Here is a 21710-nt window from a genome sequence, read left to right on the forward strand (position 1 = left end):
GGCGGATTATAGCCCGGCGGGGAAGTTGCTTGAAAGCGGAAAACGGGGCACCTATGCTGGAACCCGCGCGGCTTGGCGCGGGTTTCTCCGGATATTCACCACAGAGAGCACGGAGGGTTGGAGTTGTGGCACGGTCTCCCGACCGTGCCGCCGGTCCGACCGAAGGTCTCCAAGACCGGACATTGCCAGGCCCGCCGTGACACGGTCGGGAGACCGTGCCACAACAGTGTTGATGGTGGAAGTGTGAATTGGTTCGGGGTTGGAGCTGAATATGCGTTGCTTGGTGGCATTGGTTCTGGTGGGGTTGATGGTCGAGCCGTTGGCGGCTCAGGATCTTGTCGCGCCGACCGAGGCGTTGTCGGCGGCAGAGCAACTGGCCAAATTTCATTTGCCGCCGGGCTTTGAGATTCAATTGGTGGCCGCGGAACCGGAGATCTTCAAGCCGATCAATTTGGCTTGGGACGCCGCTGGGCGGATGTTGGTCACGCATTCGCTGGAATATCCCTATCCCGCCGGCAAGGATCAGCCGCATCGCGATGCGGTCGAGATCCTGGAAGACACCAACGGCGACGGCCGGGCGGATCGCTTCACACGATTCGCGGACCAGCTCAATATTCCGATTGGCGTCACGGCCCTGCCGGATGCGGTGATGTACTACAGCATCCCGTCGATTCGCCGCGCGGTCGACCGCGACGGCGACGGCAAGGCGGACGAAACGCAGGAGCTATATCGCGAGTTTGGCTACCGAGACACACACGGTATGGGCAGTTCGTTTCGCCCCTGGATCGATGGCTGGATTTATTGCTGTCACGGGTATGCCAATACCTCCACGCTGACCGACCTGAACGGCAACTCGATCACGATGAACTCCGGCAACACGTTCCGGATTCGCGCGGATGGCTCGCGGATCGAGCAATGGACCCACGGCCAGGTGAATCCCTTCGGCCTCGCGTTCGATCCGCTCGGCAATTTGTATTCCTCGGATTGCCACTCGCTGCCGGCGTATATGCTGCTGCGCGGGGCGTACTATCCGAGCTTCGGCAAGCCGCACGACGGGCTTGGATACGGTCCGACGATGATCAATCACGATCATGGCTCGACGGGCATCGCCGGCATCTCCTATTACGCGGCCGATCATTTTCCGCCGAAGTACCGCGATACGCTGTTCATCGGCAATCCGGTCACCGGGCGCGTGAATCACGATCACTTGGAACAGCATGGCTCGACGTACCAGGCGATCGAGCAGCCGGATTTTATCTCTTGCGACGATCCTTGGTTCCGTCCGGTGGACGTGCAAGTCGGCCCCGACGGGGCGCTCTACATTGCCGATTTCTACAACTGCATTATCGGCCACTACGAAGTGCCGCTGACGCATCCGCGCCGCGACCGATTTCGCGGACGGATTTGGCGCGTCGTCTACAAAGGAACGGACGGACAATCGCCGGTGCCGCGCTCCGTGCCAGACTTGCCACGCGCATCGAACGATGAACTGGTCGCTCTGCTAGCTGATCCGAATCTTTGGGTGCGCTGTCAAGCGACGGAGCAATTGGTGAGTCGCAAGCTCGACGAGGATGCGCTGTGGCAGTTCGAATTGTTGAGCCGCGGCAATGCACCCGCGGAGCAGCGCGTGCATGCGATGTGGGTCATCGAGCGGAGTGCGCCGCAGGGTTGCGAGGCGGAATTGTTGGGTTTGCTGGCCAATGACACCGCGCGCGAGGTGCGCGTGCATGTGATGAAGCTGTTGGCCGAGCGGCCGGAATGGGCTAGCCAGGACATGGCCATGCTTGCCCGCGGCGGCCTGGAAGACGACGACGCCTTTGTGCAACGCGCCGCGGCCGATGCCCTGGGGCGGCATCCCGCCAAGGCGAACCTGAAACCGCTCCTGGCGGCTTGGAAACTCGCGGATTCGCAGGACACGCATTTGATCCACGTTGTGCGCATGGCGCTGCGCGATCACCTGCTGGCGCCGGGCATGTACGTCCTCGCGGCCTCGTTAGCGCAGGACCCGGAAGCTGCCGCACGGTTTGCAGAGCTCAGTTTGGGAACGCCAACGGCCGGCGCTGCCGACTACCTGCTGCAATGGTGTGCGCAACAGTATGCCGCTGGACAACTACACGGTGGCACGCACGCCGATTACCTGCACCAGTTAGTGCGCTATGCAGCGGACGAACGACTGGACGCGGCACTGCGGTTGATCGCCGAGTTGGAGGTATCGTCCACCGATTCGCAGCGCGGGGCAATCGCCGCGACCTTTCGCGCTTGTTCCGAGCGTGGGCATGATGTGCCGGAAGCATTCCAGTCCTGGGGCGCGCGGTTGACGCGAACCCTGTTGAGCCAGCCTGACACGGCCGCGCAAGGCGTCGAACTGGCGCGCGAGCTGCGTTCCGCATCCGTGCATGAAGCGTTGAGCCATGTCTGCGGCGACGCGGCACTGGAACCGGCGTTACGCGCCGCGGCCTTGGATGCCTGCGCCGCGATCGACGCCGGAAAGACGCTTGAGTTGGCTAAGCGATTACTCACGAATAGCGACGAACCGATCACCGTGCGGGAGCGCGCCGCGCTGGCCATCGCTGCGGCCAACGACGTCGCGGGACGCGAGTTGCTGGCGACTTCGTTGGCATCGGCGCCGGAGCGACTGTCGAAAGCGATGGCCTTGGCGCTCGTGCTGAGCCCGGAAGGTTCTAAGTTGCTGTTGATGAACATCGCGGCCGGCAAGGCCTCGGCGACGTTGCTGCAGGAGCCGGTGATCGAGAGCCAGTTGCGTAATCATAATTTGCCGGATTTTGCGGCGCGCTTGAGCAAGCTGACCGAAAACATTCCCGCGCGGGACGAGCGCGTGAACCAACTGATCGCGGCGCGGCTGGCGGCGTTCGATCAGCAACCGCACGATGCGGCGCTCGGCAAGCAGTTGTTCACCAAGCATTGCGCCGCGTGCCATCGGTTGGAGGACCAGGGGAACAAGGTCGGGCCGGACCTGGCGGGCGTCGGGTTGCGTGGCGCGGAACGATTGCTCGAAGACACGCTCGATCCGAATCGCAACGTCGACCAGGCCTTCCGCGCCACCATTATCAACACCACGGCTGGGCAACCACTGACCGGACTCGTGCTGCGCGAAGAAGGGCAAGTACTCATCTTCGTCGACAGCCAGGGCAAGGAGCAACGCATCGATGTCGAAGACATCGAAGAGCGCGCCCAGGTCGGCCTTTCCCCAATGCCGGCCAACGTCGCGGAATTGATTCCCGAGACGGAGTTCTATCATTTACTGGCCTATTTGCTGAGCCAGCGGCAATCTCCGCCGTAGGGCCGGAAGCGCAGGTCTACCCCGAAGGGACACTTTCCCCTGGCCCCCGGGCGTCTAGAATGGGTCGTTGCCGGCTGTGGTTCGCTTTGGCCGGTCCCGCCCTGATTCTCCTCGGACGAGAGCGAGGTGTTCCGATGTCGACTCGATTCCTGACCGCGCTCCCCGTCTTTAACGAGGAATCGCACGTCCAGGCCGTGCTGGCCGAAGTCCGGCGTTACGCGCCGAACATCCTGGTGGTGAACGACGGTTCGACCGACGGGACCGCCGCGTTACTTGCGACGGAGCCAGGCATCCAAGTAGTAACGCACGCGAAGAATCGTGGTTACGGCGCCGCGCTCATTACGGCGTTCGACTCCGCGATTCGCGAGGGTTACGACGTGCTGGTCACCATCGACTGCGACGGGCAGCACGAGCCGCAGCGGATCCCGGAATTCGTCGCCGCCTGCACCGACGTGGATATCGTGTCGGGCAGCCGATATCTGCAAGATTTCGAGGGGGACAACGCCGCGCCCGAGGATCGGCGACGGATCAACATGCAAGTCACCCAGGAACTGAACCGGCGGCTCGGTTACCAACTCACCGACTCGTTTTGCGGTTTCAAAGCCTACCGCGCCGAAGGCTTGGCGAAGCTCAAACTAACTGAAGCGGGCTACGCGATGCCGCTGGAGCTTTGGGTTCGCGCGGCGGCAGCAGGATTGAAAGTGAAGGAGCTGCCGGTGCCGCGGATTTACTTGGAGGAGAAACGCTCGTTCGGCGGCGCGCTCGACGACGCGGCGACGCGCGTGCAGTACTATCACCTCGTGCTCGACCGGAGCGTGGCGGCGCTGGAAGACGCGTACGACTGCGCAGGCGTACTCTGTACCGGAGCGAGTGATTGATGGCCGCGGCCGACGAGCCTTCGTTTGGCCGGCGCTGGCGCGCCCCGCGCGCCGACCGCGCATTTCTGGCCGATCCGCCGCTCGCGGACGCGGCCGGCTTGGTCGCAGCAAATCAGGCGTTGCGAGAACAATGGCCCCAACGCACGATGCCGTGGGGAGCGCTGGCGCGCGACGCGCGTCAGGAATTACTCGCAGCGGCGCGGGCCCACAGCGAGACCTATCTCGATCCCGCCGATCAACCGCTCGATGGTCCGCTGATCATCGCCGGCCATCAGCCCGGCATGTTTCATCCCGGCGTGTGGTGTAAGAACTTTCTGATCTCGGCCATGGCCCGCGCGCTCGGTGGCGCGGCGATCAACCTGGTCATCAACACCGACACGTTGAAGACGCCCAGTCTGCGCGTGCCGTCCGGCGGCGCCGACGCACCGTACTGGGAGACGCTCCCCTTCGACGAAACGACCGAGGAAATGCCGTTCGAGGAGCGGCGAATCGTTGATCGCGAATTGTTCGAATCGTTCGGCCGCAGTGCGCAGGCGGCAATGTCGGGCGTCGCGCGGGAGACGTTGCTGGAAAAATTCTGGCCGCAGGCGGTAGAGCGCGGCCGCGCGACGGGCAATCTTGGCAGCGCTTTGGCCGAAAGCCGGCATCGCCTGGAACGCGACTGGGGGCTCGCTACCTGGGAGATCCCTTGGAGCGATGTCCTCGAACTGCCGGCCACGCGACGTCTCACCGCGATGATCCTATCTGATGGCTGTCGATTGCGCAGTCATTACAACGAAGCGATTCTGGCGTATCGCCGCGTCTATCGAATTCGCAGCCGCAACCACCCAGCGCCTCTGTTGGAATTGAACGCCGATTGGTGCGAAGCGCCGTATCGCGTCTGGCGCGCTGATGTACCGCGACGCCAACGATTGTTCGTGCGTCATCAGGGGGACGAACTTCAACTCACCGACCGCGCCCGGTGGTCGGCGAATCTGCCAGCGCCGCGCACTCCGGACGACACGCGAACCGCCGAGGCCCTCGGCGCGCTTGCGCGGCAAGGCGTGAAGCTTCGCACGCGAGCTTTGGCGACGACTTTGTATGCACGGCTGCTGTTCGCCGATCTGTTCGTACATGGCATTGGCGGGGGGCTTTACGATCAGGTCACCGACCGCTGGATGTGGAGGGCGTGGGGAATTTCTCCGCCGTCCTATCTAGTGGCGACCGCGACACTGTACCTGCCGCTTCAAGGCGGTGATCGGGCGACGACCACGCTCCCTGGTCGTGCGGCGATGCGGGATTTGACCTATCACCCCGAACGCTTTCTTGGAACGGACACATTGCCGTCAGAAGCGCGCGAAGCCCTGGAATTAAAGCGGCGTTGGATCGCCACGAAACAGACGCGCGAGAACGCTCGAGAGCGCTGCCGAGCGATTCGCCAGGCCAACGAACAATTGCAGCCGTATCTTGGCGAACGCCGAGCGCAGATGGAGTCCGAAGGAGAGCGTGAAGGGCTGCGGCGTCGTACGGAGTTGGTCGCGCGGTGGCGCGAATACGGCTTCCCCCTCTACAAGGAGGAAACTTTGCGGAAATTTCTGCTGGAAATTCCGTTCCATAAGGTTTAGGTTATGGGCGCAAGATGGAGCGACCAGCTCTTGTGTGGAGGGATTCACGCTGATGTGCGCCGTTTCCTCGACGTTAGGAATGGCCGACCGCACGATGGCGGCCGGTAAAACAAAGGCGAAACTCCTCGATCTTGAGGAGTGCGATCGACCCACCGCTGGTGGCCTAGAGCCTGCGGCGACGTTGCCACTCGCACCATTCGTCTGGGGCAAGCTCGAACACCTGCCCGAGTCGCCCGTGATTGTCGAAGGGCGCGCGGCCGATCACCCTGCCGTGCAATGCTTCCTCGGCGAGGCGTTTCACGGCGTCCAGCGCGACGCCTTCGTGGCTTCGCTGGAAGATCCGTTCTACGAGCCGCGCGATCGGCTGCTCGTCAAACGCGGAACGCAAATTCTCGGGCACGCCACGCTCGCGCATCGCGTCCAGCGCTGGGGCGAGCGCCGCATTCCTTGCTCCGAATTGCGGCGCGTGGCCACGGCCCCATGTTCGCGCAAACTCGGCGTGGCCAGCGCGCTGATGGAAACCGCCGAGCGCCGCATTCGCGAAGATGGGTCCGAACTGGCGGTGCTTTCCACGCAAATTCCGCATTTCTTCCGCCGTTTCAACTATGCGGTTTGTGGACGCTCCAACACCTGGCAAATGGCGGCGCAACAGGTGCTGGCCGCCTTGCCGGAAGCGGCGTGGCGTTCCGATGGGCATGCGAAGATCACCACGCGACCGTGGCGGCAAATCGAATTGCCGGCGTTGATGCGGATCTATCGGACAGCGCTCGACGGCGTCCACGGCCCGCTGGAGCGAACCGAAGCCTATTGGCGCTGGCTCATCAGCCGGCAGCAGTTCGATCGCATCTACGTCGCGATCTCCGGGCGCGATCGTTGCGAATTGCAACGCGACGAGTCGGACGCAGAACAATCGCCGATCGTCGGGTACGCCGTGATTCGCGAGGACTGCGTGCTGGAATTGCTCACGCTGCCCGGCCAAACCGCCGCGGCGGAGCAATTGCTCGCCCGCGCGGCGGCGGAGACGATCGAACTGGATCGCCAGGTCGTCACGGTCCACGCCCCGCCCATGCATTCGCTGAATGCGATCTTCCACCGCGCCGGCGGCCTGCGGCAGTATCAGGAGTACTGGCAAGGCGCGGTGACGATGGTCAAGTTGCTCGCACCGGCGAAGTTTCTCCATTCCCTGCGCGATTCGCTCCACGAACGCGCGCGGGCTGTCGGCCAAACGGCCCCGTGGGATTTGACGCTCGCGGTCGAAGATACGCGTTACCAATTGAGCGGTACGCGTCGCACGGTAAAAGTGCAAGAAGGCGCCGGCTCGGCCAAGCGCCGCGGGCTCTCGATGAATCGCACCGATTTCACCCGCCTGGCGCTCGGGCATCTCGATCTCCGCGGCGCACACGCCGCGGGCCGCATCCGGGCGTCATCTGGCGCGGCGTTGGAACTCGCCGCCGCGCTCTTCCCAGCGTTGCCGCTGTGGACGCCGCCTTGGGATGGCTTGGGGCTGTAGCAACACGATCGCGGTGCGACGCTATTCGCGCGCCAACCGGTGGAACCGCTGCTTCAAGTCGCGGGTCATTTTGCCGGGCGTGCCGGCCCCGATCACGCGGCTGTCTACCTTCACGACAGGAATCACTTCCGCCGCGGTGCCGGTGAGAAAACATTCGTCAGCGATGTAGACATCGTGCTTGGTGAGCGGAATCTCGCGGACCTGGATACCGGCCTGCGTGGCGAGCTCCATGACGGCTTCACGCGTCACGCCTTCCAGGATGCCGGCTTCTTTCGGCGGCGTGGAGAGCACGCCGTCGCGGACCAGGAAGATATTGTCGCCGGTGCATTCGGCGACTTCGCCTTTGTGGTTCAACATCAAGGCCTCGATGCAGCCGGCCTGCAGGCCTTCGATCTTGGCCAGGATATTATTCAAGTAGTTAAGCGACTTGATCCGCGGGCTGAGCGCCGCCGGGTGATTGCGCTGCGTGTTGACCGTGACGATCTCCAGGCCCTTTTCGTACAGCTCCTCGGGGTAGAGCTGAATCTTGTCGGTGATGATGATCACCTGCGGGTGGCTGGTGCGATTCGGGTCGAGTCCCAGGGAGCCGGCGCCACGCGTGACGATCAGGCGGATGTAAGCGTCGGTCAGCTTGTTGGCCCGCAATGTCTCGTTGATCGCGGCGGCCATCGCCTCGCGGCTCATGGGGATTTCCAGCCAGATCGCCTTGGCGGAATCCCACAGGCGGCGGAGATGCTGCTCCATGCGGAAGACCCGGCCGCTGTAGCTGCGCAGGCCCTCGAAAACGCCGTCCCCGTAGAGCAGCCCGTGGTCGTAGACGCTGATCTTGGCGTCGTCTTTATCGAACAATTGACCGTTGATGAAAATCTTCAGCGACATCAGGGCGCTCGCGCTAGGATGGGGCGATTCAAGGGAGGGTCACGCAGCCGGGCGGCGGGGTTCGCGCCGCCCAGAATAATCTAGCACGCGAGGGCGAATTCGACACTAGCCCGGAGTGCCAGCGAGGGGGTGTTGGCGTCGGTGATAGGTTGACGGAAACGCCGATCCGACTGATTGGCAAGAAGGGCCACTTGGCGAATTCGATATGACTATCCCCGTCGTCAATTCTCCCTCGCTGGCGCTACGGTCTAGTGTCAGAAGTGCAGTCGAGTTCGCTACTTCGTCGAAGCAGCGGCGGATCGGGCGTCGCGGACACGGCGCTGCAGCATTTCGACGTCGGCGGGATTCAGGTACCGACCTAGCAGTTTGGCCGTGTCGTCGAACAGCCGGTCGATCTTTCGCTGCACCGAAGGGTCTTCCGAAGTGAAGCGGCGGCGCTCCGTGGCGATTCGCTGCTGGAGTTGTTCGCGCGTTTCCATTCGGCGGAGTTGCTCGATCAGCTTTTCGGCCTCGGCTAGATCCTTTGCATCCAGCCGCGATTCAGCCCGTGCTAGCAAGACGGCGCGCCGCGCGACGAGATCGACGACCGATTCCTGCATGCCGACCACGAATGCTTCGACCTCGAGTCGCTGCCGATCGTCCGGGATTCTCGCGGTGAGCACCGGCGATTGGCCCGGCGCCATCGGCAGCCGCGCGAGTAGTTCCTGGCCGTCGCGAATCAGCAGAATGCGATAACGGCGTTCGCCCGCGGGAACGATCACGGCGCCTGTGCGATCGGTCCGCCCGATCCGCTCGACTTGCGTGCCTGCGCGGTCGGTCGAGTAGATGTCATATCCGGCCAACGGCCGCGCATCGGGCGTGCGCGAGCGGATTTCCAATCGCGTTGACTCCGAGCTGGGACGAATGCCAAGCGCGAAGAGCTCGAATCGCCCGCGGCGCGACGAGAGCGCGCCGCGCACACCAGTTTCCAAATGGCACATCACGCCGCGCGCGTCGACCGATTCTGCTTCGAGCAACGTCCAGGCGATCTCTTCCGCGGTGCGCGCCGCGCCCGAGCGCTCGCTCATTCGCAACACACAGCGAAACAAATCGCCCGGCGCGGCCCAAGGCCAGGCGGGATCGCGCGGCTCGAATTCCGCGGCGCGCAGCTGCAAGCGGACCTGCTTGTCTTCCAACGGCTCGACGCGAGCCAAGGGCGTGAAGGCAGCAGTAAGCGCGAGGAACGCTTCACGGCGCAATCGCCATGGCTGAGCCACGGCGCGCCGCTGAATGGGTCCGAACTGTCGCGCACGGCAGTCGAACTCGCGCGCTTCGATCGCAGGAATTGCCCCGTCGTCGATCGCCAGCACCACGACCTTATCCGGCTCCGTTTCCGGCAATGGCACGTGTTCGGGCTTCAAGTTTCCCGAACCGCTTGCTAGCGCTTGCTTCAAAACGGGAGGCGCAACTTCCACGTGCAGTTTCCAACCACCACCGACAACTGTTTCCGCGCGGTCGCTGAGATGATCGGCAATTTCTTGAACTGCCGCGTCAGACGTCGAGCCGTTGAGCGCCAGATATACCTGAATGTTGTACGGCGTATGCTCCCAAGCGTCTTGCCCCTGCGCCTTGTTCGTCACCAGGAGCGCCAGAACTGCGCCGACAAGAAAACATCTCGCGTGATTCATGGCGTCCCCGTCGGCAGGCGAGGACTGACGCGCCAGTCGCGAACGTGCTGATAAAGCGAGATCGGCTGCGACCCGACTCCCTCCAACGAACGATGATAGGCGCAATGATCGACGAGTTGCCACAGCGGCAGGAGCGTCGCGTCTTCGGCGACCAGTCGATGCAACTCCCGCAGCCGGTCGCGGCTGGCCACGGAACTGTCGGCCTCTAGCAATTTCAGTAACGTGAGATCGAGATACGCGTTCGAGCTGCCGAGCGCGCCGTCCGAACCGAGCAAACGGCGAGCTTCGGCGACAGGTTCCCGTACCATCAGCTCGCGATATACCAGATCGCAAACGGCGAAGGCTTCCGCAGTGACGTCCGAATCGTATTCGACCAGTTCCAAGTCGATGCCGAGCGACTTCCATTGCCGCGCGAGCGACTTGGCGACCAGGCGCGGCACGTCGCTAGCGGGAATCGCCATCCGCAATGGCACCTGTTTTAACGCCTCCTCCTCGGCCTCTTGGAGGCTCTTGGCACGCGGCGTGGCCGCCAAACGCGCGACGCCGATGAGCGTCATGGCCAGGCGGGGATCATACGGCCGGACTTCGACTTGATTGTTGTGAGCGTACCCGCGCGGATCATCTGTCGAGGCCGGCGCCGGAAACGGACCGCTGATGACACGGTTGCCCGGCGGAACTGCGCCGCGCCAGATCAACTTCTGCAGCATCGATTGTCGATCGATCGCGTAGACGAGCGCGCGGCGAAAGTTGCGATCGCTCATCAGCGGCCGATCGCGATTCGGGACCAGCACATGCAAAATCGGAGTCGCGTAAGTTTCGACGCGCAAGGTCTCGTCGCGTTGGACCGCCGCCAATTCCCAGGGGGTGACGCGATCCACCGCCGTGACCTCGCCGCCGCGCAAGGCTTCGAGCGCCTGGCGTCCATCCGGAAACGGCAGTTCCAGTATCTCGCGCGGCACGCCCTTCGCCGGCGGCGTTGGCGCGTTGAACGTAAAGCGCCGGCGCGCGCCGTCCGCTGGCTCGGGCAAGTAAGCACCAAGCGCGCCGCGTTCGCCATAGCCGGGTGTCAACTCGACTTCCAAGAGCGCCAGCGGCTTCGCGAACGGTCGTGTCAAGTCGCACTCAACGCGATAGACGTCATGCACGCTGACGGCGGCGAGTAACTCCGCAACTTCGGGCCGATAATCCGGATTTGCGCGCCGTGCGCAGGCCAGCAACGCCCGCGCGACTTCGACGCCGGTCAGTTCCGCTCCGTCGGCCGACCAGCGTACGCCTGGGCGCAGCGTGATGACCAATTTGCGGCCCAGTTCGGCCTGCTCGATCTCGGCCACGTCCGATGCGTATTCGGCGCCGTCCGCGCCATAGCCGCGCAGTTCCACGAGTCGCAGGCCGGTAAGCTGCTTGCGCCGGTAAGCGCCCTGATCCGCGAACCCGCCGGCGACATGCTCGAGCGCCGGCGCCGTCGTGGCCACCACCACGCGCGGGTAGAGCTGGGACAGTTCCACCAGCACTGCTTTCGCGTCGGCTTCATCTGGCCAGATGCGGAGCGACAATTCCGCCTGGTCATACGCCGCCGACATCGCGTTCGCCGCAATGCGATCGCGCGCGGCGGCGACCGCCTGCGCCGCTAGAGTTTGCAATCGCTGCTCCGCCGCGGCCGCATTCGCGCTTTCGGGAAAATGTTCGCGCAATACCTTGGCGTACCTCCGCGCAACGGCGAAATCCTGCCGCTCAATCGCTCCTTCGAGCAGCGATTGCGTCGTCTCGATCAGCGCTGTTTCCAGGCGATCGAAGGCCGGATTGCGGGCGAACAATTCCAACAACATCGTGTAGCATTGTTCATGCTCACCGGCTTTGCGCCACGAGCCGGCCTCGCGCCACAGCATCCGCTCCCAGGCGGCGGCAAGGCCCGGCGTGTCGGGATACTCCTGCTGCAGGAAGACGAAATACTCGTACGCTTCGTCGAACTTATTGGCCTCGATGAGCGGCTCGGCTTCGGCCAAGACCTGGCTTTCGAACAAATCGATGTGCTCGATGCTGGCCCAAGCGACTTCGTACGGTGAATCGGGCGCATCCGTCAGCCGAATGGTGAGCACGCCGGTGCGCTGACTGATGTCGCCGCCGCGTCGCTCCGCAGGGGGCAACAACAGAATGCGGAGCGGCTTGTTCGTATCCTTCAACTTGAGCAGATCGTAGCGCTCGCGCTCAAAGCGCCGCGACGGCGCGGTTTCCTGGGCATGAATGCGCGCGCCGTCGATCCCCGCCACCGCGAGTAGCAACGGCAGCAGCCAACTCCAGCGAAAATTAAATGAACTACGGTTCGCGTACATGGCTTGATCGTCTTAGAATGGGCGCCGCCCGAAATCCACACTATGGCAAGGGAATCAAATGCAAGGCGCCGTCGCTATCCGGCGCCACGACGTGCTGACCAATTACTAACGCTGCGCCTTGCAGCGAGAGCCCCGTCTCCACATGCGCCAACTCCGCGCCGTCGGCGCCGACGTGTACGATCGCGCCGCTGCGGGTCACGAGTACGTACCCGTCCGGCCGTGTGAGCGGCGCTCCGGCCAAGGGTCCGTGAGCCAGCGGAAGCTTCCAAGTCTGCTCGCCCGCGGCGTTCCAACACCAGAGCTCGTTGGCCGGCGTCACCAGCATCACGCACTCGCCGACGCGGCGCGGGCCCCAGAGCGGTCGACCATTGAGCGACCAGGTTTGGACCTGCTCCAGAGTGGGCAGTTCGAAGGCCGCCACGGCGTCGCGCGCGTTGATCGCGAACGCCATGTTGCCCAGCACGATGGGCGCGCCCGCCAACGGTTCCGTGAGCGTGACATCGCGCTCGATTTCCAGATTCGGCTTGGGATCGTCCTTCACGACGAGCAACGATAGCTTTCCTTCCTCGTCGGCGGTGAGGAGATGATTCTCGTCGACCGTTGTTGGACCAAAGCGCCGGAACGACTGGTCCGCCGCCGCGCGCGGCTGGTACGGCTCCAACAGGTTGCCTTCACGCGCCGGATCGATGACATAAACACGGCCTTCCTGGCCGGTCAGCGCAAGGCCTTCACGAAAGCGATCCGGCGAGGAGGTCAATGGTTCCGGCAAGACGATCCAGCGCGACGTACCATCCGGCGCGAGTTGCAGCAGGCGCTCGGCGTTCGGTTCCACTGCCCAGATCTGTGAGCCGTCGTCGAGTTGCAAGGGAGGTGTTTGCAGCGCGGCGGGATCAATCGCTTCCGGCCACGTCGCGACCGTGGACGCGGCGCTCGCGATGCCGCCGCGGCCGATCTCGGCCGCCGCGATGCGAAAAACGCCGCCGGACGCGTCGAGGAGGATCATCGTCTGCCCGTCGGTCGATTGCGTTACGCCTCCCAGGCTTGGCATCGCCAGCTTGGTTTCCCAAATCGTCTCGCGCCGCGAGGTACGCACCGCCATCGCTATCGCCCCCCAACCCGATCGGGGACGACGGAGCAAGAGCAACGAATCGCCAGTCAGTTGCAGCGGCTGCAGGAACACCGAGTTCTGCAAAGTCACGCCGTCAGGCGCCAGCTTGGCGCTGGTCGATTGAATGCCGTAGCGCGACAGATCCTCGCCCGCCACCCACACCCGGCCGTCTTTCACCAGCGAAAAATGCGTGAGCGGCTCGAGCAACGTGGCGGCCCGTTGCGCGAGCGGCGAAAGTGGCTTACCCTGTCCTGGCGCGGCGATCTCGAACGAAAAAATGCCGCCGCGATCGGTCACGGCGTGCAACACGCGGCCTTCGACGACGAGCGGCGTATCGACGTGTCCTCCGAGCGGTTCCGTTTGTTGCGCCGTAAGTTGCAAGCCGGCCTCGTCGACAAGCACAACTCGTAACTGGCTGTCTTTGAGCCCGATGTTCTCGCTGACAATCAAATAGCGGCTCACGGCCGTCGGCGCGACGAGAATGGCGCCGGTCTCGTGGCCTAGATACAGCACTTCGCGGCACACTGGCGCTTCCGGCGACAACACGTACAGATTGGAATGCGAGCCCAATTGGTAGACCAGCTTCTTGCGCGCGTCGATGGCCGGCGCAGTATCGAGCGATTGCGGCAACTGCCAGCCGCCGGCAATGCGGCCCGACTGCAACTCGATGCGATAGAGCTTGCCGGAATGCGAGGCCAGCAAGACCTCATTGCCGAACAACGCCGGCGCGGCGGAAAAGGTCTCCTCCCAGGATTGTCGCCAACGCAACTTGCCGGTGGCGATTTCAATTCGCGACAACTCGCGTCGCTCGGAGTCCGCAATGAGCGCATCGCCGGCATTTACGCCGGCCAACAACATCGGCGCGAGATACGTTCCTCGGCCCATCGCGCGGCGCCAGAGCGGCTCGCCGGTCTGTGCGTTCAAAGCAGTCAGGCTGCCGGGCGTCGCGGCAAACATCACCGACGGCGGATCGCTTCCCACTGCGCCGGCGCTGGTGCGCGTCACCAATGTCAGCGTGGAGCGCACCGGCGACGTCGGTTCGTCCGTCGTGGCGTCACGGGACAGCTCGAATGGCTGCACCGCGCCGATCTCCGCTTGCGAAACCGATTTCATCGCCGCGGCGAGTCGGTCCTCGTCCACGAGCTTCGGATACTCCTTCAACAATTCCTGGCGCGCGTCGTAAGCAATCTCCAGTTGGGTAGGCAATTCCTCCGCCGCCGTGGACGCCAGCTTTCTCGCGACCTGATTGATGGCGGTGATCGTCGCCGCCAAGCGTGCTTCGCGCGCCAGCGTGCGGCGCGTGACGTCGAGCGAATCAGCCACCGCGCTCAAACGCTCTTCGTTGCGAATCGCCGCCGGAACATATTGCTTGACCAGCGAGAGCGCCTCGTTGCTTTGCGTGATCAAATCCTTGTCCGGCGATTGCGCTGCGCGCGCTGCGAGCCCCGCGGCGATGTCCGGCAACAGCCCGGCCAATTCCGCGCGGAACTGCGGGAAGGCCTCTTCACTGGAGATCTCGTTCAACGTGGTCCGCGCGGTATCGAGCGCGGCGGTCAAGTCGCGCGAGCCTTCCACATGCTGACGAATCTGGGACAAGCCGCGCATCACGCGGGCGTTCGAAACATCCTTGTGGTTGGAATAGTCCGCCAGGTATGCGTCGATCTTTTCGATCGCCTGCGTGTAGGCGCCGTTCTTGTAATCGCTTTCCGCCACGCGGAACGCATCCTCGCCGGACGCACGGAAGATCGACCAAAGCAGCGCGCCGACGACGATCAGCAACAGCGCCAGCCCGCCGCCGCCCAGCACCAACAGCGGCGAATCCCACACGCTGCGACGCCGCGCCCGCTTGTTGACCAGCATCTCGTCTTCGTCCGAGGTCACGTCGAGCTGCTCAGTAACGACGTCGGACTCGGTCAACTCCTGATCTTCGACCACTTCCTCCAATTCGTAGATCTGTTCGACCGGCACTGGAACTGGGCGAGCTGGCTCGGGCGCATACTTCTTGATCAACATGCTGGAGCCGCCCGCTTTCGGCGCGGGGACCGGAGGCGGCCCAGCCGTTTGCGATCGCGCGAGAGGTTCATCCAAAGGCGCCAGGCCCAAGTCGTCGTCGAGATTGATGTACTCATCCTGCGCGGACTTGGGCGGCAGCACCGACTTCGGCGCGAGGAGCAATCGCTCGCCCTGCGCGGGGGTGATGTGGCCTTTGTCGACGAGGAACTTGATTAGTAGTTTCGGATCATGCGGCGGCGGCGACTTCGTGACTTCCATGCGCAACCGAGCCACAAATGCCGACGGCACCAGGTTGCTTTTTTCAAGCGCCAGCAGAATGTCTTCGATGTCAGCCATCAGGAGTACGGAAGGGAACTAATGGTCAGTAGCGGTAGTGATGAATGTCTAATTTCTAAATCCGAATGACGAATCAAATCCGAATGCTTAAATGTCGAATGTCGAAGTCGAAATGCATCTTTGAACGACTAATGGCCAAGTACCCATCATTCCACATTCGAGCTTCGACATTCGGATTTGATTCGTCATTCGGATTTCGACCTTCGTCATTCCTAAAGGTCGTCTTCCACGCTTAATCTCACGTTCTTCAATCCGACGTCCGCGGCGGCGTCGAAGGCCTTTACGGCCGCGCCGTGGCTGGCGTCGGCGTGGCCGACGACTAACAAGCCGCTCGGCGGGTGATCGCTGGCGCGGGCTTCGCGGAGTTTCGAGCGGAGCTCCTGTTCGCTGTACACTTCCTGATCGTCGACCAGCATCCGGTCGTCCGGCTCGATGCGGACGACGACGTAGTCGGCGTTGCTTTCGTAGTCCGAGAGGTTGCGCAGCTCGCCCTGCGCGCTCTTGCTCGCTTCCGGAGACGGTAGCTCAATCGACGACTGCAACGACTGGATCGAGGTCACCAGAAAGAAGATCAGCAGAAAGAACACCACGTCAACCATGGCGGTCATGTCGATTAGGTCTTCGACGTGAATCGGCCGCGGCTTGATCAGCGACGTGAGCGACGTTTGTTCCTGACCTTTGACATGCAGCGTCGCACTGGGCACGGTAAACGTCGACCCGCAGCGTTTGCATAGGCCGCGGCGGCCGGCCTCGGTGGCGTCGGCCCGCAAAGATTTGCCGCACGTAGGACAGGGGAATCGAATCGCCATGGCTTATTCCTTCTCCACCACGGCGAGATTCAGCTGCATGCCTTCCGCGACCGCCGCCGACGTGAGCCGGGCCATCTCCCGGAGCCGTACGTCTTTCTCGGCCTTGAACACGACGGCCGTTTTTCCCTCGCTACGCCCCAACGCTACAGCGGCGCGGATGCGATCTTCCTGCACGAGCGCATCAGTGATCGCTTCGCCTTGGACGCCGTCGGCGAGGTAAACGCTCACGGCGTCGCCATCGGCGTGCGGCATCACGGTGACGAACACGGCCAAGTCGCCGTCGACGGCCACGGCGTGCTGGGCCCTCGGCAAGTCGATTTCCACCAACGAGGCGCCGATCGTAGTCACCAGGAAAAAGATGTTCATCATGAACACGAGGTCAATCATCGCTGTGATGTCGAAATGCGCGTCGTCGTGCAAGGGCTTGCGTTTCAACAGCGCATCGAGCTGGCTGTGCTCGTAAAACTCGTGGCGTTCGTGCAGCATCGTGTTTCGCGCGGTTAGACGCCTCCCGTTCGGAAGTAGTCCAACAGCCGCAATAGCCCGGAACCCAAAGAATCCTGCAAACGGCGCAGGCGAATGTTCAAGCTGGCCAGGCAGTAGCTGAACGGAATGGCAGTGGCCAAACCCATCGCCGTGCAAATGAGCGCGATGGAAATCTCATCGGCAATTTGCGACGGTTGCACCTTCTCGCCGGTGCCGATGCGCCCGAAGGCCGCCATCATGCCGAGTACGGTGCCGAACAACCCGAGCAACGGGCCGCTCTTGATGACCGTGGCGACCCAACTGATGCGATATTCCAGGTCGCCGAGTACGTCGCGCTGCACCAGTTCGCCGAGCAATTGTCGCAGGTGTTCGGTGCTGAGCTTGCGATTCGCGAATGCCACACGGCCAAGTTGCGCCAAAGCCCGCGGGTTGTCGGCGCACAACTCGTCGGCGGCCGCTGGCTGCGGGGAACGCAGGGCTTGCTGGAACTCATTCAAGAATTCGCTTTGCTCTAGCTCGTTTCGAAACGACAACAGCTTGAGCCGCCGCATGACCATGATCACGCAATACAAGCCCCACAGGAAGTTGGCCGCCAAAAAGACGTAGCAGGCGTCGCCAAGCAGTTTCGCCAGTTCGGTGGCTTGCATGAATTCGCGTGGGGCAAGAGGTGAAGGGATTCGACTCCCCGCCGGCGTTGCTATTTGACCGGTTGTTGACTCAGCACATGAAACTCAAATCCTTGTTCAGCTTTTTGCACGCCGAAGCGCGTGCGGCGCGTGTCCTTCGGATCGCGTCCGGCATATTGTTTCTCCAGCTTAACCAGCGTCTGTTCTACGGCGTCCGGAATAAACTGTACCAGCACGCGGTTCTCGGTTTGCACGCCCGCCTTGACCAGCAGCTCGCGATCAGCGGCCTCGCGACTACTTCCCCGCCGCCAGGAAAAATACAACCGCGTTTCGTTGGCGCTGGCGATCAAAGTCCGCACCGACGGCTTTTGCTGGCCGAATTTCGAGGCTAACTCGATCGTATTCGACTGGCCGATCGCCGCCAACTCAATCTTGAAAAAGTCGAGAATCGCCGAGTATTCCTGCAACGTGATGCTGTCGCCGTATTCCACTTCCCAGCGCTGCGGCCGGGGCAGACCAGGCTCGCCGGACCCCGAGCCCTGCGCCACGCGATCTCCCGTGCCGCGCGAGCGCCCCCGTAACACCGGAGCGTCTTCGCCAAGATATGGCTCATCCAGCCGGGCGCTGTAAAGCGACGTGGTGCGGCTGATATTGTCGAGCGTCGAGAGCAGCGATTCCTCGACCACCTCGCCCAATGTGGGGAACTCGTCCGATTCCGGCCCCTCGATCAGCATCCCCTCGGAACCTTCGCCCAATGCGTGCCCGCCCCCTTCGCCGGGGTTCAGCTCGACCATCGTGACGGCGACCGGCGGCGCGGGCTCCGCGCCGCGCATCGCGAACCAGACGGGAAGCAGCGCCGCCGCGACGGACCCGACCAGCACCAACATGGCCAACAGCAAGCTCGAGGCCTGATCGTACGCCGAGACGCGCAGTTGCGCCGATGGCGCCGCATCGGGCGGCAGCGTGGGACCGGGCAAGGCTGGAGGTGCGATCGTGGCCAACTTGTTGGTTCTTAAAATAGTAGGCGAGACAACCATTGTCGCCTTTCGCTCCGCGAAAGAGCGCCCTTTCGCGGAGCGAAAGGCGACGATGCCATGCAGTCAATTCATGCGTTAGGGAAGAGAAAGGGCATCGAACGTCGCACCGGGGCGAATCGAACGATACCAATCTTGCCAAATCCGGATTTCATCCTGTCGTTCTTTCTCGCTCGGCGCCGCCGGGGGCGCCGGCGCTTTCAGACGGCGACTCATCAATCGCAGTCCCGCCGCGGCCTCGCGAAAGACCTCGGCGTCGGGATCGTCCAGCGCAAAGATCAGCGTCGGTGCGTGATCGAGATTCCGCGTCCGCGCCAAGCCGCGCACTGCAGCCACACGGGCTTCGACGGGTCCGTCGGAGACGAGCCTTTTCAATTGCGCTGCCATCGAGTCGAGATCCTCGATGTCGGCCTCGAACGAAAGCTCCTCCAAGTCCTCAATCGCGCGGAAATAAAGCTCATTGTCCGGGTCGTCCATCGCGGCAAACAATTCGTCCGCCGGGCCAGCGGTCGCTTGCCGTTTGATGCGTCCTTGACGCAACAATGCACTCCCTTCGCCGTGCGGCAAGCCGCGCCCCCCGACCAGCGTGCCGCCACCATAATAACGGGCCCTCGTGATGGCCTTGCGGGTCGAACGCACCATGAAGAGCACGGAGAAAGCAGTATCGGACATGACACCGCACTGATTGTCCCACTCGCCCCTCGTACCTTGCTTAGCGAGCAAATACCTCACGCCGGCGTCGTACCATTCGGAATCCTGTGCAATGCGACCGGAGGCCGCTTCGCGGAAGCTCTGATACCGCTCCATCGTATAGAGATAGTAGTGTGGATACTTGTCCACTTCGATGGCGAAGTTTCGATCCATGTGCTCGTCGGCGGCGTCGCGAGCGCGCTCCATGCGTCGGCTGTCGACATTTCGCGTACCTTTGCGGTCCGGCCGCTGACGCCGCTTGCCGACCGGCTTGAGCGCGTCCGGCAACGAATCTTCCGGTTTTCTTTTGTCGCGTGGTCCGAGATTCACCAGCCCGAAGCGATCCGAGCAGATATAAAGCGATCCCGATCCCGCGGAACACATGCTCAACCGCGTCTCGGGCTGCAACACCTGCGTGAAGTTTCCCGGGTCGATCGCCTGATAGCCGAACGCCCCGCTGGGATCCTGCGTTCGCAGTAACCAATTGGCGACTTGTTCCCAACGGTCCATCGGAATGTCGAAGCCGGCTTCTGTGGCTTCCCACATGCTAAGCACGGCATACTGCGTCATCGAGGTATCCCCGAAGAACGCGTTATGATACCCCCAGGCGCCGTTCGGTTTCTGCGTTTCCCCCTGCAGCTTTAAGAGCTTTTCGATGTCGTACTCGTACCGGTCGCGGTCCGCGTTCACCAAGAAGATGATCGCCATCGCGAGACTGTACATGTCCGTGCGCAGCGAGTCGTCGTTGAGCCCCTGACGGATCGACTGGACCGCTTGGAGGATCCGCGGATGATCGTGTGGCGCTTCGCTTTTGAGGAGCGCTAAGCCGGCCATCGCCTGCGCGCCAATGCGGGGATCGTTGGCGCCGTCGGTAGCGAGAAACGCCACGGCCTTGGCAACCGCGGCCTTCACTTCGGGACTTTCCGGAGTGAGTGCGCCGCGCGCCGGGAGCGCGAAACAAGCTAAGACAAGTGCCGACAGGCACGCAGACCAGCGCATGTGGACAAGTCCCCGTCGCCACTGGATCGACAGGGGAACAACGCCGTTCACGGGAAGGATCCTTGCCGCCCTGTTCCCAATCTTCGATCCTAATGACCGCCAACCGGGATGTCAAGCAAACGGCGACGCCGGAAGTTGTTGTCCGACAAAGGGTTGTCCCGCGAACCCAGGCCCAGTTTCGGTGTCCCGGTACGTTGACAACCCGCGAATGGGAACTTACCATTTTCGGTTCGCCGTTCGATTGGCCTCGCGCCGGTCGTCACGGCACGGACAGGTAGCTCAGTCGGTAGAGCACTGGACTGAAAATTCAGGTGTCGCCGGTTCGATCCCGGCCCTGTCCACTTTTTCTGTTGCTTAGAGCACCCGATTTCGGCTTTTGGCCGATATTCTATGCGGGTTGTGCGTTTTTTCGCGATCAATCTGATCGCCCAGGTCCGCTATTTAGGATAGTGTGACGGTGCGCGCGCCCCGAGAGGGCGGCGCGGACTTCCTAAATTGAGGCCTTTTTTCGGCGGAAAGGTGGCGGCGATGACTCGAGTAAACATCTGGACATGGACCATCGTGGGCTTATTGGCGTGGGGCAATCGAGCTGCCGCGGACGAGATTCAATTGAACCGCAACTGGGTCGGCAAATTCAATGTTTCGGTGGGAATCATTGGCGGGCCAAGCTTAGGCGCCTCTATCGTCGTGCCATCCCAACTGGAATCCGTGTTGGACGATGTGCCCGACACGTTCGCGCTGGAAACTCTGGATTACGCGGACGGCGGCCAAACATTTGACCGCTCGATGTCGGCATTCAACGAGATCACGATCAATCCCACCGATTTTCCCGATAAGCCGGTGAATCTCCTCTTTGACGAAACCATCACTCTGGAGCGCGTGGAATGGCTCAACGCGCCGAGTTATGCCAACGTCGATCCTGCGCCGCTGGGCTTCCAAGGCGGCGACACTTGGGGAGCGAATCCCGAGGCGGCCGCGCTCGAGCCAATCTTGCTGCGATTCGTAGGTCAATACCAGGGGTTCGAAACGTCTTCGAGCGGGCCTGTGACCGAAGCGTTCGATGAAACGCTCGAGATCGATCCGGGGCAACTGCCGGAATTCTTTTTCACCCCCGGCAGCAATTATCCGGACACGCTCTTCTTTGGCGGCAGACCCAGCGGGGGCCCGGTTCAAACCCTGGATCTGAGTTTCGTCGTTGGCCACGCCACGCGCACACTGCGTCTGACCGGCGGGTTCGTTCAAGTGCCCGAACCGGGCGCCATCGCGCTGTCGCTGATCGCGAGCGGCGGCCTTGGGCTCTGCCGCGCCTGGCGGCGACGCCCGAAGGCGGCGGCTTAGTCGGCCGCAGTGGATTTCTAATCAAGCCGTGCTGGGGCTAACCGCGATAGTCAGCCGCGGCCAGCGTTTGCACACGTCGAACGTGATCGCCCCAAATTATTC

The 21710-nt window shown here is 62.8% G+C and carries 14 protein-coding genes and 1 tRNA gene; 6 read left to right on the top strand and 9 right to left on the bottom strand.

Annotated features, from left to right (window positions below; all coding sequences use genetic code 11):
- Window positions 1–271: 271 nt before the first annotated feature.
- From SGJ19_12970 to SGJ19_12985, 4 genes are all read left to right on the top strand, one after another.
- Window positions 272–3301: a PVC-type heme-binding CxxCH protein gene (locus SGJ19_12970; protein ID MDZ4781159.1), complete on the top strand. Its 3030-nt coding sequence runs from the start codon at window positions 272–274 to the stop codon at window positions 3299–3301.
- A gap of 134 nt (window positions 3302–3435) precedes the next feature.
- Complete coding sequence (locus tag SGJ19_12975; GenBank protein ID MDZ4781160.1) at window positions 3436–4179, top strand: glycosyltransferase family 2 protein; 744 nt, start codon at window positions 3436–3438, stop codon at window positions 4177–4179.
- Entirely contained in the window at window positions 4179–5783 is a 1605-nt protein-coding gene (locus SGJ19_12980) for a hypothetical protein (GenBank protein ID MDZ4781161.1), read from the top strand. Before SGJ19_12975 ends, SGJ19_12980 begins: the two co-directional genes overlap by 1 nt.
- 52 nt (window positions 5784–5835) lie before the next feature.
- On the top strand, window positions 5836–7293 hold the full coding sequence (locus tag SGJ19_12985; GenBank protein MDZ4781162.1) for a GNAT family N-acetyltransferase: 1458 nt from the start codon (window positions 5836–5838) through the stop codon (window positions 7291–7293).
- A gap of 21 nt (window positions 7294–7314) precedes the next feature.
- Here the strand turns inward: SGJ19_12985 and ilvE are convergent, their stop codons facing one another.
- From ilvE to SGJ19_13030, 9 genes are all read right to left on the bottom strand, one after another.
- A complete protein-coding gene (gene ilvE / locus SGJ19_12990; GenBank protein MDZ4781163.1) occupies window positions 7315–8172 on the bottom strand; it encodes a branched-chain-amino-acid transaminase in 858 nt (285 codons plus the stop codon).
- 275 nt (window positions 8173–8447) lie between these two features.
- Window positions 8448–9839: a hypothetical protein gene (locus SGJ19_12995; protein ID MDZ4781164.1), complete on the bottom strand. Its 1392-nt coding sequence runs from the start codon at window positions 9837–9839 to the stop codon at window positions 8448–8450.
- On the bottom strand, window positions 9836–12169 hold the full coding sequence (locus tag SGJ19_13000; protein ID MDZ4781165.1) for an ABC transporter substrate-binding protein: 2334 nt from the start codon (window positions 12167–12169) through the stop codon (window positions 9836–9838). The genes SGJ19_12995 and SGJ19_13000 overlap by 4 nt, the downstream gene beginning before the upstream one ends.
- A gap of 40 nt (window positions 12170–12209) precedes the next feature.
- Complete coding sequence (locus tag SGJ19_13005) at window positions 12210–15626, bottom strand: PQQ-binding-like beta-propeller repeat protein (GenBank protein MDZ4781166.1); 3417 nt, start codon at window positions 15624–15626, stop codon at window positions 12210–12212.
- Window positions 15627–15838: 212 nt separating this feature from the next.
- A complete protein-coding gene (locus tag SGJ19_13010; GenBank protein MDZ4781167.1) occupies window positions 15839–16435 on the bottom strand; it encodes a biopolymer transporter ExbD in 597 nt (198 codons plus the stop codon).
- A 3-nt stretch (window positions 16436–16438) separates the two neighbouring features.
- Complete coding sequence (locus tag SGJ19_13015; protein ID MDZ4781168.1) at window positions 16439–16921, bottom strand: biopolymer transporter ExbD; 483 nt, start codon at window positions 16919–16921, stop codon at window positions 16439–16441.
- A gap of 14 nt (window positions 16922–16935) precedes the next feature.
- Complete coding sequence (locus tag SGJ19_13020; GenBank protein MDZ4781169.1) at window positions 16936–17568, bottom strand: MotA/TolQ/ExbB proton channel family protein; 633 nt, start codon at window positions 17566–17568, stop codon at window positions 16936–16938.
- Window positions 17569–17618: 50 nt separating this feature from the next.
- Complete coding sequence (locus SGJ19_13025; protein ID MDZ4781170.1) at window positions 17619–18524, bottom strand: hypothetical protein; 906 nt, start codon at window positions 18522–18524, stop codon at window positions 17619–17621.
- A 135-nt stretch (window positions 18525–18659) separates the two neighbouring features.
- Window positions 18660–20270 carry a hypothetical protein gene (locus tag SGJ19_13030; GenBank protein ID MDZ4781171.1) on the bottom strand — a complete coding sequence of 537 codons (1611 nt, stop codon included), beginning with the start codon at window positions 20268–20270 and terminating at the stop codon, window positions 18660–18662.
- Between the two features lie 268 nt (window positions 20271–20538).
- On the opposite strand from SGJ19_13030, the gene SGJ19_13035 reads away from it, so the two are divergent.
- Together SGJ19_13035 and SGJ19_13040 are read left to right on the top strand one after the other, a co-directional pair.
- A tRNA-Phe gene (locus tag SGJ19_13035) sits at window positions 20539–20611 on the top strand.
- A 187-nt stretch (window positions 20612–20798) separates the two neighbouring features.
- Window positions 20799–21608 (top strand): hypothetical protein, encoded by an 810-nt coding sequence (locus SGJ19_13040; protein ID MDZ4781172.1) that lies wholly within the window; start codon window positions 20799–20801, stop codon window positions 21606–21608.
- Window positions 21609–21710: the final 102 nt, after the last annotated feature.

Source organism: Planctomycetia bacterium, from assembly GCA_034440135.1.
Lineage (GTDB): Bacteria > Planctomycetota > Planctomycetia > Pirellulales > JALHLM01 > JALHLM01.

Bases quoted from the DNA above. Each gene is read 5' to 3' on its own strand.
- SGJ19_13010 (MDZ4781167.1), bottom strand. From the start codon at position 16,435: ATGGCGATTCGATTCCCCTGTCCTACGTGCGGCAAATCTTTGCGGGCC.
- SGJ19_13005 (MDZ4781166.1), bottom strand. From the start codon at position 15,626: ATGGCTGACATCGAAGACATTCTGCTGGCGCTTGAAAAAAGCAACCTG.
- SGJ19_12985 (MDZ4781162.1), top strand. From the start codon at position 5,836: ATGTGCGCCGTTTCCTCGACGTTAGGAATGGCCGACCGCACGATGGCG.
- SGJ19_13040 (MDZ4781172.1), top strand. From the start codon at position 20,799: ATGACTCGAGTAAACATCTGGACATGGACCATCGTGGGCTTATTGGCG.
- SGJ19_13000 (MDZ4781165.1), bottom strand. From the start codon at position 12,169: ATGTACGCGAACCGTAGTTCATTTAATTTTCGCTGGAGTTGGCTGCTG.
- SGJ19_12995 (MDZ4781164.1), bottom strand. From the start codon at position 9,839: ATGAATCACGCGAGATGTTTTCTTGTCGGCGCAGTTCTGGCGCTCCTG.
- SGJ19_12980 (MDZ4781161.1), top strand. From the start codon at position 4,179: ATGGCCGCGGCCGACGAGCCTTCGTTTGGCCGGCGCTGGCGCGCCCCG.
- SGJ19_12970 (MDZ4781159.1), top strand. From the start codon at position 272: ATGCGTTGCTTGGTGGCATTGGTTCTGGTGGGGTTGATGGTCGAGCCG.
- SGJ19_13020 (MDZ4781169.1), bottom strand. From the start codon at position 17,568: ATGCAAGCCACCGAACTGGCGAAACTGCTTGGCGACGCCTGCTACGTC.
- ilvE (MDZ4781163.1), bottom strand. From the start codon at position 8,172: ATGTCGCTGAAGATTTTCATCAACGGTCAATTGTTCGATAAAGACGAC.
- SGJ19_13030 (MDZ4781171.1), bottom strand. From the start codon at position 20,270: ATGCGCTGGTCTGCGTGCCTGTCGGCACTTGTCTTAGCTTGTTTCGCG.
- SGJ19_12975 (MDZ4781160.1), top strand. From the start codon at position 3,436: ATGTCGACTCGATTCCTGACCGCGCTCCCCGTCTTTAACGAGGAATCG.
- SGJ19_13015 (MDZ4781168.1), bottom strand. From the start codon at position 16,921: ATGCTGCACGAACGCCACGAGTTTTACGAGCACAGCCAGCTCGATGCG.